Annotated in this window: 9 protein-coding genes; 4 read left to right on the top strand and 5 right to left on the bottom strand. The window is 61.6% G+C overall.

Going from position 1 to position 12,182, the window contains the following annotated elements:
• The first annotated feature begins 31 nt into the window (after window positions 1-31).
• Together AC13RC_RS02135 and AC13RC_RS02130 are read left to right on the top strand one after the other, a co-directional pair.
• The gene (locus tag AC13RC_RS02135; protein WP_488556356.1) at window positions 32-334 is read left to right on the top strand and encodes a cupin domain-containing protein; all 303 of its coding nucleotides are present in this window, start codon (window positions 32-34) and stop codon (window positions 332-334) included.
• On the top strand, window positions 331-1,239 hold the full coding sequence (locus tag AC13RC_RS02130) for an MBL fold metallo-hydrolase (RefSeq protein ID WP_488556355.1): 909 nt from the start codon (window positions 331-333) through the stop codon (window positions 1,237-1,239). The genes AC13RC_RS02135 and AC13RC_RS02130 overlap by 4 nt, the downstream gene beginning before the upstream one ends.
• Before the next feature lie 6 nt (window positions 1,240-1,245).
• Here the strand turns inward: AC13RC_RS02130 and AC13RC_RS02125 are convergent, their stop codons facing one another.
• Window positions 1,246-2,178 carry a DUF1499 domain-containing protein gene (locus AC13RC_RS02125; RefSeq protein WP_488556354.1) on the bottom strand — a complete coding sequence of 311 codons (933 nt, stop codon included), beginning with the start codon at window positions 2,176-2,178 and terminating at the stop codon, window positions 1,246-1,248.
• 241 nt (window positions 2,179-2,419) lie between these two features.
• Here AC13RC_RS02125 and AC13RC_RS02120 point away from each other — a divergent pair, with 241 nt between their 5' ends.
• The gene (locus AC13RC_RS02120; RefSeq protein WP_113331985.1) at window positions 2,420-2,836 is read left to right on the top strand and encodes a hypothetical protein; all 417 of its coding nucleotides are present in this window, start codon (window positions 2,420-2,422) and stop codon (window positions 2,834-2,836) included.
• 91 nt (window positions 2,837-2,927) lie between these two features.
• Complete coding sequence (locus AC13RC_RS02115) at window positions 2,928-3,209, top strand: hypothetical protein (protein ID WP_113331937.1); 282 nt, start codon at window positions 2,928-2,930, stop codon at window positions 3,207-3,209.
• 24 nt (window positions 3,210-3,233) lie between these two features.
• Here AC13RC_RS02115 and ppdK read toward each other — a convergent pair whose 3' ends face one another.
• The 4 genes from ppdK to AC13RC_RS02095 form a co-directional block, all read right to left on the bottom strand.
• On the bottom strand, window positions 3,234-5,900 hold the full coding sequence (gene ppdK / locus AC13RC_RS02110; protein WP_488556353.1) for a pyruvate, phosphate dikinase: 2,667 nt from the start codon (window positions 5,898-5,900) through the stop codon (window positions 3,234-3,236).
• A 168-nt stretch (window positions 5,901-6,068) separates the two neighbouring features.
• Window positions 6,069-7,394 carry a hemolysin family protein gene (locus AC13RC_RS02105; protein WP_488556352.1) on the bottom strand — a complete coding sequence of 442 codons (1,326 nt, stop codon included), beginning with the start codon at window positions 7,392-7,394 and terminating at the stop codon, window positions 6,069-6,071.
• A 125-nt stretch (window positions 7,395-7,519) separates the two neighbouring features.
• Entirely contained in the window at window positions 7,520-10,981 is a 3,462-nt protein-coding gene (gene smc / locus AC13RC_RS02100; protein WP_488556351.1) for a chromosome segregation protein SMC, read from the bottom strand.
• Between the two features lie 408 nt (window positions 10,982-11,389).
• Window positions 11,390-12,079: a DsbA family protein gene (locus AC13RC_RS02095; RefSeq protein WP_069613791.1), complete on the bottom strand. Its 690-nt coding sequence runs from the start codon at window positions 12,077-12,079 to the stop codon at window positions 11,390-11,392.
• Window positions 12,080-12,182 lie beyond the last annotated feature (103 nt).

Here is a 12,182-nt window from a genome sequence, read left to right as displayed (position 1 = left end):
TGCTGCACCGCATTTGAAGTGAAGAGGTCCGATGAGCCAGTTTCGCGCCCGCCTTCCGGCCATGCCCACCGTGCTTCTCGACGACGCTGTCTGCCGCATCACGCGCTGGGATTTCGAGCCTGGCGCCGATACCGGCCATCATGTGCATGGCCTTGGCTATGTCGTGGTGCCGATGACGGATTGCCAGTTTCTGCTGGAGGAGCCCGGCGGTATTAGGCGTGTCGATATCGCCAGAGGCGCTGCCTACCGGCGCGAGGCGGGCGTGGAGCATAATGTCGTCAATGCTGGCTCCGAGCCGATGTCATTCATCGAAATCGAATACAAGCAATCATGAGCACGCCTGACTTCGACCTCGCCTTCGAACCCGCCTATGGTCGCGCTGTCCCCGTTGCCCCGGGTATTGAACGCATGACGGTCAACAACCCAAGCGCCTTTACCTTTCATGGAACCAACAGCTACATCGTCGGCGGCTCTTCCGTGGCGGTCATCGATCCCGGCCCGGAGAATGACGCGCATTTCGCTGCGCTGATGGCGGCGCTGAAGGGGCGCGAGGTCACGCATATCTTTGTCAGCCATACTCATCGCGATCACTCTCCGCTGGCGAAGCGGCTGAAGGAGGCGACGGGGGCGCTGACTGTCGGCGAAGGGCCGCATCGGGCCGCACGCCCGCTGCATCAGGGCGAGGTCAATCCCTTTGCCGAAAGCTCCGACATGGAGTTTCAGCCCGATATCGTGCTCGCCGATGGTCAAAACGTCTCTGGAGACGGTTGGACGATGACGGCGCTGCTGACGCCTGGCCATACGGCCAACCACGCTTGCTTCGCGCTCGAGGGCACGGGCATCGTCTTTTCCGCCGATCATGTCATGGCCTGGGCGACCTCGATCGTCGCGCCTCCTGACGGATCGATGGCGGATCACATGGCCTCGCTGGAGCGGCTTCTCGCCCGCGACGACCGGCTGTTCCTGCCCGGACATGGCGGGCCGGTGAAGGAGCCGGCCTCCTTCATGCGCGGCCTCAGAACCCACCGGCGCATGCGCGAGCGCGCCGTATTGGAACGCATCAAGGCCGGCGACCGGCTGATCCCGGACATGGTGAAAGCCATCTATCGCGATACGGACCCGCGCCTGCATGGCGCAGCAGCACTTTCGGTGCTGGCGCATCTGGAAGACTTGGTGGAGAAGGGTCAGGTGGAAACCGATGGGCCGCCGGCGCTGTTGGGAACATATCGACCGGCTTGAGCCGTCTCAGCTTCCGGCGATGCCGAGCAGTTCGGCATCCAGCGCCTTCAGGTAGCCATCGGCCAGATCGGCGCTGACCCCGAGATCATCCTGGCCGTAGCGGGAGGCAACACGGATATCGACCAGGGTCGTTTCCGCCTCCTCGCGAATACGGATCAGTATGTCGCATGGCAGGCCAAAAATGCGGGTTCGCACCTCGCCCTGCAGAATGACGTCGGTATTCTGGCGGATGAGTTCCGCCACTCCGTCACGGAAGGGACGTGGCGTCGGCACAGGAACGATAGCGGGCACATCGCCGGCGGCGCTATCATCCTGGGCTGGATTGACGGTCTGCGGGCGTCCACGCCGCTTCGGCCTCACATTGCCATTCGGATCGGCCACATCGGCGCCTTCGGCCTTGACGATGGTGATGTGATAATCATGCGCAACCTTGCGCACCGCCTCCAACACACGGTCGGCGGCGCCCTCGTAGCGGCGGCTGATCAAAGCGGGATAGGCATCGAACTGCGCCTCGCGTTCCTGCTGCGTCACCAGATGGCGCGGCGGCAGCCATAGCTGCCGCGCATCCGGCGTCGCCAGCCATTCCGGCGGATCGTTGAGGTCGGTCGAAATCTCATAGATATGCGGGCGCGTCCAGTAGCGCTCGGCGCCTAGGCCGAGAATGGCGAGCGGCAGAGCGGCATAGACGAGCGCCTTGACGGCAGAGACGCCGCCGATGGCGGCACTCTGCCAGAGCTGCGCAAGGCCCACCACCGCGAGCAGCACCGCCAGGATGGCGCAGCCGGCAGAAATCAGGAGCAGCAGAACGAAGTAAGGCGTTTCCAGCGGGCCGAAACGGTGGCCGATCAGCGTCACTCCGCAGAGAACCAATGCAAATGAAGCGATCAAACGCGCGGCACGGGCGGCATGTGAAACAGGACGGTCGAAACGAATGGTCATCAAAGGCTCGTCGGCGCGTCGGATCGGAAGCCGGATGCACCGAATCCCGGAAAGCGACTTATGTTTAGATCAAGAAATGCCGAAAATAAATCGAATGTCACGGCGTCGGTGTCCAATGTTTTGTCCAAGCTCAAACCAGTAACGCCTAGACCAAAAACGTGAGCACTTGCTTAAATTCCTAAAAAAGGCCATTCTTTAGCGTTTTATCGAGGCTGTGAAAGGACTTGATGAGATGGAACCGATGCTTTCTCAAGACGTCACTGCCAAATCAGTGCCGGGAGCGGCGATTGCCGGAACCGATACGATCGACCCGTTCCTGCCGCTGGAGCTGCTTGAACTGGAGCTTTCGCTTGAGGGTTTTTCCGGCGGCGAACCTGGCTTCTGCGAAGCCGTGCGCAAGGCCGCTTCGGCAGTGCAGGGCGACTTTCTATTTGATCTGCCGGCTGAAGGGCTGATACCCGATTGCCGCAGATTGGCGGTGCTGCGAATTCCCGAAGGGAATGCAACGATGCGCACCCTCTTTGCCGCTCTGGACGAAGACGGTGCGGAAATCCGCCTGCTGCAGCCGGATGAAGACACCGCGCACCTGCTGCGCTTCGCCGATGCCTTTGTCGATCTCTTGCAGCGGATGCCGACAAAGCCAAAGGAAGCGGCTTAAGCAACCTGGCTGCGGCGGTAATACGCCTTTCGCGCCACCACGCGCGACGCTATAGTCTGTGCCTGTAAATCCGCATTCAGGATAACATGTCATGCGTATCGCAGCTTCCGCACTATCTCTTCTCGCCATTGTGCTTGCGCTCTCCTCCTGCCAGACGGCCGAAGAAATCCGGGCGGCCGATGCGTCAAGATGCAGCGGCTATGGCTTTAAGCCAGGCACCCAGAACTTTGCCAATTGCCTGATGAATCAGGATCTTAGCCGGCGCGCAGATCAGCGGGCTTTCATGGAAAGCAATGACGACTTCTTCTGGGGTCCGACCATCGTCGTCGGCGGTCCGGGATATTACTACCATCGCGGCTACTGGCGCCACTGACCTGCATATTTCAGAATTTGAGAATCAGGCTCGCCCCTTGATCGCGGCTTGCGCCGCCGCAAGCCGCGCGATCGGCACGCGGAACGGCGAACAGGATACGTAATCCAATCCGATATCCTCGCAGAAATGGATAGACGCGGGATCGCCGCCATGCTCGCCGCAGATGCCGAGCTTCATGTCGTTGCGCGTGCGGCGGCCGCGCTCCGATGCGATGCGGATGAGTTCGCCGACCCCGTCGAAATCGAGCGATATGAAGGGGTCATGCTCGATGATGCCCTTGCGCTGATAGGTCGGGATGAAGGCGGCAGCGTCATCGCGTGACATGCCGAATGTTGTCTGCGTCAGATCGTTCGTACCGAAGGAGAAAAATTCGGCAGCCTCCGCGATGATATGGGCACGCAAGGCCGCGCGCGGCAGCTCGATCATCGTGCCGACGAGATAGTCGATCTTCATTTTCGCTTCGGTCATCACGGCGCGCGCCACCTCATCGATGCGGGCCTTGACGTAATCGAGCTCCGAGCGCAGACCGACGAGCGGCACCATGATTTCGGGCACAACGGCAGCCCCCGTCTCGCGTGCAGCGAGGACCGCCGCCTCGAAGATGGCGCGGGCCTGCATTTCGACGATCTCCGGATAGGAAATCGCCAGGCGACAACCGCGATGGCCAAGCATGGGATTGAACTCGTGCAACGCATCCACCCGCTGGCGCAGCGCGGCTGGCTCCATGCTCATGATGCCGGCAACCTCGGCAATCTCCTCATCCGTTTTCGGCAGGAATTCGTGCAGTGGCGGATCAAGCAGGCGGATCGTCACCGGCAGGCCATGCATAATGGTGAAAAGGCCGGTGAAATCAAGCCGCTGCATGGGCATGAGCTTGGCGAGGGCGGCACGGCGCCCCGTTTCGTCCTCCGCAAGGATCATCTCGCGCATCACATGGATACGGTCGCCTTCGAAGAACATATGCTCTGTGCGGCAAAGGCCGATGCCTTCGGCGCCGAAGGAACGGGCCGCGCGCGCATCGGCAGGTGTGTCGGCGTTGGTGCGCACCGTCATGCGGCGCGAGCGGTCCGCCCAGGCCATGATGCGCCCGAAATCACCTGACAATTCCGGCTGTATCATCGGCACTTCGCCCTTCAGGACGTGGCCGGTAGAGCCGTCTATTGTGACGATATCGCCCCTCTTCAAGGTGACGCCAATGCCGATCAGCTTCTCATTACGCATGTCGATGCGCATGGTTCCGGCACCGACGACGCAAGGAATGCCCATGCCGCGGGCAACGACGGCCGCGTGACTGGTCATGCCGCCGCGCGTGGTCAGGATCGCCTCAGCGGCATGCATGCCGTGAATATCTTCGGGGCTCGTCTCGATCCGTACGAGAATGGCTTTGCGGCCTTCTTCCTCGGCAATGATCGCCTCTTCCGCGGTGAAGACGATTTCGCCCGTGGCAGCCCCTGGAGATGCGGGCAGGCCGGAGCCGATGACCTCGCGGTGGACGCGCGGGTCGATCGTCGGATGCAGAAGCTGATCCAGCGACGTCGGATCGATGCGGGAAACAGCTTCGTCTTCGGTGATCAGTCCCTCATCGACCATGTCGACGGCGATCTTCATCGCCGCCTTGGTGGTTCGCTTGGCATTCCGCGTCTGCAGCATCCAAAGCTTGCCGCGCTCGATGGTGAACTCCAGGTCCTGCACGTCGCGGTAATGCGCTTCCAGCTGTGCGCAAATGCTGCGGAACTCGGCAAAGGCTTCCGGCATCAGCTTTTCCATCGACGGCTTGTCATAGCCCGACGCGATCCGGGCGACTTCCGTGATGCTTTGCGGGGTGCGGATGCCGGCAACGACATCCTCACCCTGCGCATTGACAAGGAATTCGCCGTAAAGCTCCTTCTCGCCCGTCGACGGATTTCGCGTGAAGGCGACGCCTGTCGCGGACGAATTGCCGAGATTGCCGAACACCATCGCCTGGATATTGACGGCGGTGCCCCAGGCCTCTGGAATATTATGCAGATTGCGATAGGTGACGGCGCGCGCGTTCATCCAGCTGGCAAAAACGGCACCGACAGCGCCCCAGAGCTGAACTTCCGGCTCCTGTGGGAAGGCCTCGCCCAATTCTTCCTCGATGACTGCCTTGTAGATCGAGACGACATGCTGCCATTCGACGGCGGTCAGATCGGTATCGAACTCATGACCGAACCGGGCCTTCTCATCCTCCAGGATCTCTTCGAAGACCTCATTGTCGAGACCCATGACGACATCGGCATACATCTGGATGAACCGGCGATAGCTGTCCCACGCAAAACGGGCATCGCCGGCATCGTGGCCGAGCGCCTGCACTGTAGCGTCATTGAGCCCGAGATTGAGAACCGTATCCATCATGCCCGGCATAGAGGCGCGGCCGCCGGAGCGCACGGATACCAGCAGCGGCCGTTCCGTATCGCCGAACTTGCGCCCGGTGATGGCCTCCATTCGCTGCAGACCTCGCATGACCTGCGGCTTCAGCTCTTCAGGGATTTTACGGCCGTTCTTGTAATAGAAGCTGCAGACATCGCTGACGATCGTCAGTCCCGGTGGAACCGGCAGGCCGAGATTGCACATTTCAGCAAGATTTGCGCCCTTGCCGCCGAGCCGTTCAAAATCGCCGGCGCCCCCCTCGGCCTTACCGTCGCCGAATGTGTAGACCCAATTCGTCATCGTCTCCGTCCAACTCCTCCGGTTGAACTTAATTCACTGCAGCACAAATGAAAATCGACAAATATGGCAAAATGTTGCAGTGCACAATAAATATGGCCAGGAGGCTCCGGATTTCAATCGATAGATCGAAATCGGGAGCCTCCGGGTCCATCCAGAGCGACTTGACGGCTAGGGTTGCGGCTCGCGCTTGGCGAGAATCTTGTCGATGCGCATACCGTCGAGATCGACAATCTCGAAATGCCAGCCGCCGAAGGAGAAACTTTCGCCCACTTCGGGCAGATGGCCGAGTTGGTAGAGCGCAAAGCCCGCGAGAGTATGGAAATTGACCTCCTCCTCGCTGAAACGCAGTCCCAGCCGCGCGAAGGCATCATAGACAGGCATCATGCCCTCCATCAGCAAGGATCCGTCGGCCCGCTCGACGACATCGGGCGTGTCGTTTTCCAGATCGGGCAGATCGCCGGCAATCGCTTCCAGCAGGTCCGTCTGCGTGACGATTCCTTCCAGGCTGCCATATTCGTCGATAACCATGGCGAGGCGGACGGGCGCGCGCTTGAAGTTTTCAAGCACCTTGAAGACAGCCGTCGATTCATGAACGACCAGGGGCTGGCGGATGACGGCCATCGGGTTCAGCGGCTCGCCGTTCAGAAGCTGATCGAGCAGATCCTTCTTCAGGATCATGCCGATCGGCTCGTCGATCGATCCGCGACCCACAAGAAGCTGCTCGAAGCGGCTTTCACGAATGGTCTTCTGCATTTCCTCTGGCGGATCGTCGGCATCGATCCACTCGACCTCGAGCCGCGGCGTCATGATGTCGGAGACGTCGCGGTCGCCGATATTGAAGACGCGTTCGACCAGATCCTGCTGCGCCTGTTCCAACAGACCAGCCTCCTGGCTTTCAGCGATCAGGAGCTTGATCTCGGCCGGCGAATGCAGCGAGCCCTCGCCGGCACCGGGACGCAGGCCGAAAAGGCGGAGCACGAGATTGCCGAGGCCGTTCAGCACGGTAATGGCCGGACGCAGCAAGAAGAGGAACAGGCCGAGCGGACGCACGACACCAAGCGCAGTGCCTTCGCTGCGCTGCAACGCCAGGCTCTTCGGCGCAAGCTCGCCAAGCACGATATGAAGCGCCGTGATGATGATAAAGGAAATGGCGACGGCGATCGCATGCGACCCAGCCGCAGCCCATGTTCCGGGCAGAAAATCGAGCAGCGGCTCGAGCAGATGAGCAAGAGCGGGTTCGCCGACCCAACCGAGGGCAAGCGAGGAAATGGTGATGCCGAGCTGCGTGGCGGCGAGATTGGCATCGAGATTATCGACCGCCTTCTGCAGCGCCTTGGCGTTCATGCGCCCTTCGGCAACGAGCTCCGTCACGCGGCTGCGGCGGACGGACACCAGAGAAAACTCCGCCGCAACGAAAAAACCGTTGGCGGCGACGAGCAGCAATACGGCAAGTATTCCGAGGATATCGAAAATACCGCCAGTCGAGTCAGACATACTTCCCTTCCGGGCGGATCAGCGCCCATGTTGTTGATTTAAAGACGACGCTAGCACGCTTTAGGGCTGTGCGGCAGACGACGGAGCAATTTCTTGTCGAAACGGGAACAGTTTTATCATCGCTCTCAAGCGATTTCGCGCAGCCGTTCGGCGGTCTGCAGGTCGACGGAGACGAGCTGCGAGACGCCCTGCTCCGCCATGGTGACGCCGAAGAGACGATCCATGCGGGCCATGGTGATGGGATTGTGGGTGATGACCACGAAGCGAGTCTCAGTAGAGGCCGCCATCTCGTCCATAAGGTTGCAGTAGCGCTCGACATTGTGGTCATCGAGCGGCGCATCCACTTCGTCCAGAACGCAGATCGGCGCGGGATTGGTGAGGAACACCGCAAAGATCAGCGCCATGGCCGTCAGTGCCTGCTCGCCGCCGGAAAGCAGCGTCATGGTCTGCGGCTTCTTGCCGGGCGGCCGGGCGAGAATTTCGAGGCCTGCCTCCAGCGGATCGTCGGATTCGATCAGCTGCAGTTCGGCCGTGCCACCGCCGAAAAGATGGGTGAACAGCCGCTGGAACTGCGCATTGACGATGTCGAAGGCGACAATCAGGCGTTCGCGGCCCTCGCGGTTGAGGCTCTGGATCGCGCCGCGCAGCTTCCGGATGGCGTCGATGACGTCATCGCGTTCCTTGATCAGCGCCTGCAGCCGCTCCGTCAGCTCCTTGCTCTCCTCCTCGGCGCGCAGATTGACGGCACCGAGACGCTCGCGCTCGATCTTCAGCCGCTCCAGCTCGCGCTCGACTTCGCGGAGGTCAGGCACGTTTTGCGATACTGAAAGGCCGGTCAGGCGCATCGCCTCATGCGGCTCGACGTTCAGGGCTTGGCGGATGCGCAATTCGCTTTCCTGCCGACGCTCACGCGCCGACACCAGCCGCTCCTCGACGCGGCCGCGCTTTTCCCGGCTTTCGGCGAGCTCGGAGAGTGCCGTCGCCGCATGGCGATCGGCTTCGCGCTGGATGCCTTCAGCTTCGGCAAGACGGTCTGCGGCCTGCCGGCGGGCATCCTCAGCCTTCTGCAGCTCGTTCATCAAGGCGCGGCGCTTGTCATCGAACTCATCGGGTGCCAGATCGAGCTCAGCCGCCTCTTCGCGCGCTTCCTCTTCACGGTCGCGCAGCGTCTGAATGTGCTCCTCGGCGCTGGCGGCGCGCTGATGCCAGGTGTCGCGCTCCTGCTGGATCGCCAGGATACGACGTTGCCGCGCCTCGTTTTCGCGGTTCAAGCCCTCATGGCAGGCGCGTGCTTCGGCCAGCACGCCACGATCCGTTGCGACTTCGGCCTGCTGGTCGCGCAACTTCAGATCGATGGCGTCGAGATTCGGCGCGTCTTCCAGCTCGATGCGGGCATTCTCATCCTGCATGACAACGTCTTCCAGCTGCTCCTGCAGCCGGCTGACGGCCTCAATGATGACGTCACGGCGCCGGATAAGATCGCCGGAAGCCCGTTCCGCAGCAGCGAGCGCTTCGCGCGCCTCGGCCAGATGACGGGCTGCAAGACGGCTTGCGTCGCGGGTGGTGGCCAAACGGGCCTCTTCGCCCCTGATCGCATCGGCGGCCGCCGAAAGGCGCTCCTCGGCCTCGGCTAGCACATCGCGCGCAAGCTCCGCTTCGGCCTCCAGCTCGGCAAGCCGGTTCTTCTGGGCAAGCCGCAGGGCAGCCGCACTCGGCGCATCCGCTCCGGTCACGTGACCGTCCCAGCGAAACACGGCGCCATCCCTGGTCACCAGCCGCTGTCCCGGCTTCAGCTCGGGCATCAGCCGCAGCGCGTCTTCCACCGAGACAATGCCGATCTGGCGCAGACGCCGCGTCAATGCCGCCGGCGCGCCGACATGGGTAATCAACGGCGCGGCACCTTCCGGCAAGGCCGGGTCGTTTGCACCGCTGCCATTATCCGACCAATAGACGGGTGCCTCGGAGCTGAGCGAGGATTCCAGATCATCGCCAAGGGCTGCGCCAAGCGCCGTTTCGAAGCCACGGTCGACACGCAGCTCTTCGGCGACAGGGGAAAAGACACCGGACGTGTCGCCCGCCGCCAGCATCTTGGAAATGGTCCGCGCCTCGGTTTCCAGCGCATTCAGACGCGCCCGCGCCTGCTCAACGGGGCCACGCGACAGCGCCTCGGTTTCACGCGCCTTGGCAAGAACAGCTTCGACACGCTGGATCTCGCTTTCCGCATCCGCAACGACGCTTTCCGCCGCCTCGACCATGTCGCGCTTTTCACTCGGGTCGGGCAGATCGGCCATCTTTTCGTCGATGGCGGCAAGCTCGCGGTTCGCTTCATCGGCCTGTCGCTCGAGCCGCATCTTGCGATCGGCCAGATCGCGGATGGCGCGCTCCAGCTGATTGCGAGCGGCGGCAGCTTCAGCACGTTCTGCGGTCAGAACAGTAAATATCCGCTCGCTGTCGGCGAGCTTGGTGGCCGCTTCCTCGAAGGCTAAGCGCGTTTCTTCGGCAAGCCTGCCGGAATCGGCAAGAATATCGGCGAGATCGGCTTCCTCCGCGTCGAGTTTTGCCAAAATAGCAGCGTTGTCGGCGACAAGCCGCTGCTCGCGGCTGATGTCCTCCGCCAGCTGTGCCAGCCGACGAATCAATTCATCCCGCCGGCGGAGGATGCGGTTGACATCTTCCTCCAGCTGGGAGCGGGCGATCTGCAGACGCTGCAAAGCGGCGGCGGCTTTCGCCTCTTCGTCGCGCAGTTCCGGCAGCTTGAAGCTGGCAATGCCCTGTGCCTTTGCCGCTTCCATCTGGATTTGCGCCTTTTCGGCGACGAGCACTGTTGCCTGGTTGAGCGCGCTGTCGGCTTCGGCTTCGGCTTCCTTGGCCTGCACCCAGTGGATATGCAGCAGCATGGCCTCGCGGGCGCGGATATCGGCCGAGAGCATCTTGAAGCGATTGGCCTGCCGCGCCTGCCGCTTCAGGCTCTCGATCTGGCTTTCGAGCTGCGAGGTCACATCGTCAAGCCGCTCGAGATTGCCTTCGGCGGCGCGCAGACGCAGCTCAGCTTCATGGCGGCGCGAGTGCAGGCCGGAAATGCCGGCTGCTTCTTCCAGCAGCTGGCGCCTCGCCTGCGGCTTCGCCTGGATCAGCTCGCCAATACGCCCCTGCCCGACCATGGAAGGCGAACGGGCACCGGTGGAAGCATCGGCAAACAGCAGCTGTACATCCTTGGCGCGCGCTTCCTTGCCGTTGATGCGATAGACCGAGCCCTGCTCGCGCTCGATGCGGCGCGTGACCTGGATCTCGTCGCTGTCGTTGAAGGCGGCGGGCGCGGTGCGATCGCTATTGTCGAGGTAGAGGCCGACTTCGGCGGTGTTACGGGCCGGGCGATTGCCGGATCCGGAGAAGATCACGTCATCCATGCCGGACGCGCGCATGTTCTTGTAGGAATTCTCGCCCATGACCCAGCGCAGCGCTTCGACAAGATTGGACTTGCCGCAGCCATTCGGGCCGACGACACCGGTCAGGCCACGCTCAATGACGAATTCCGCCGGTTCGACGAAGGATTTGAAGCCGACAAGTCTCAGCCTGTTGAATTTCATCGGCTGATCTCCACCCCCCCCTTGAAGGCAGGGCTATCGCATATGGAGGCGGACGAGCACCATAAGCTCCTTCTCCCCTTGGGGAGAAGGTGGCCCGAAGGGTCGGATGAGGGGGTTATCGATTTGAATTCATGGATTTTGGTGGTCTTGGCAGGCACCCCCTCATCCGCCTGTCGGCACCTTCTCCCCGCTGGGGAGAAGGGGGACAGCGGCGATCTCCACTCATATGCGATAATCCTGCCCTTGAAGGAGAGGCTGGGACCCAAGGTCCGGGGCGGGGTAATCATGCGCTCACCCAGGAAATCACCCCCACCCGCGCGTTCCATGCGACCTCCCCCCTCGAGAAGGAGGTAATGGAAAACAGGCGTGCGATCTCGGCCGCCCGCCTGTGATGTAAAAAGGCGCGGATCAGAGCAGGCTGTCGATAAGCTTCGACATGGCAGCAACAGACATGTCCCCTGCATAGCGCTTGCCATTGATCAGGAAGGTCGGCGTCGCATTGACGCCGAAATCCTTGGCTGCGCGTTCCCGTACGGAATTGACATCATCCAGAAGCTTCTGGTTCGTCAAGCATTTCGTGAAGCTATCCTCAGTAAAACCAGCGAGTTTCGACATCTGGAGCAACGCGGCACGGCCGTCGACATCTGGAGAAGCCCAGGCGATCTGCTGCTTGAAGAGCATTTCGACCATCGGCATGTACTGTTCCTGCGGGGCGCAGCGGGCCAGCATGAAGGCTGCGGCAGCGCGCGGATCGAAGGGGAACTCGCGGATGATGAAGCGAACCTTGCCGGTATCGACATATTTCTGCTTGATGGTGTCGAAAGTCGTGACGGCAAAATGCGCGCAGTGCGGGCAGGTCAGCGACATGTATTCCACGATCTTGACCGGCGCATCTTCCTTGCCGAGTGCGATCTCCGGCAGCGGGCCGGGCTTAAGCACTTCATTCATGTCGACATTGCCGTCCGACGGCGGCACTTCGTCTTCTGCAGTTGCGGCGGATGCGGTGCCTGCAACGGCAGAGAACGCCACGGAAAGAGCTGCAACGGCAGAACCGCCCAGCAGGTGGCGTTTGGTCAAGAGCATGTCGGACATCGGCATAGAGTCACCTGTCGTTGAAAGAGGTCTTCGAATGTTTCATGCGATATAACGGCAGCTTGCCGCTAACAAGGCACGGTTGGCCAACTTTCTTCAAAGAATTGTG

Source organism: Martinezella sp. CNPSo 3890, from assembly GCF_057784455.1.
This window is presented reverse-complemented; position numbering and strand designations above follow the sequence as displayed.

Bases quoted from the DNA above. Each gene is read 5' to 3' on its own strand.
- ppdK (WP_488556353.1), bottom strand. From the start codon at position 5,900: ATGACGAATTGGGTCTACACATTCGGCGACGGTAAGGCCGAGGGGGGC.
- AC13RC_RS02130 (WP_488556355.1), top strand. From the start codon at position 331: ATGAGCACGCCTGACTTCGACCTCGCCTTCGAACCCGCCTATGGTCGC.
- AC13RC_RS02095 (WP_069613791.1), bottom strand. From the start codon at position 12,079: ATGCCGATGTCCGACATGCTCTTGACCAAACGCCACCTGCTGGGCGGT.
- smc (WP_488556351.1), bottom strand. From the start codon at position 10,981: ATGAAATTCAACAGGCTGAGACTTGTCGGCTTCAAATCCTTCGTCGAA.
- AC13RC_RS02115 (WP_113331937.1), top strand. From the start codon at position 2,928: ATGCGTATCGCAGCTTCCGCACTATCTCTTCTCGCCATTGTGCTTGCG.
- AC13RC_RS02120 (WP_113331985.1), top strand. From the start codon at position 2,420: ATGCTTTCTCAAGACGTCACTGCCAAATCAGTGCCGGGAGCGGCGATT.
- AC13RC_RS02135 (WP_488556356.1), top strand. From the start codon at position 32: ATGAGCCAGTTTCGCGCCCGCCTTCCGGCCATGCCCACCGTGCTTCTC.
- AC13RC_RS02125 (WP_488556354.1), bottom strand. From the start codon at position 2,178: ATGACCATTCGTTTCGACCGTCCTGTTTCACATGCCGCCCGTGCCGCG.
- AC13RC_RS02105 (WP_488556352.1), bottom strand. From the start codon at position 7,394: ATGTCTGACTCGACTGGCGGTATTTTCGATATCCTCGGAATACTTGCC.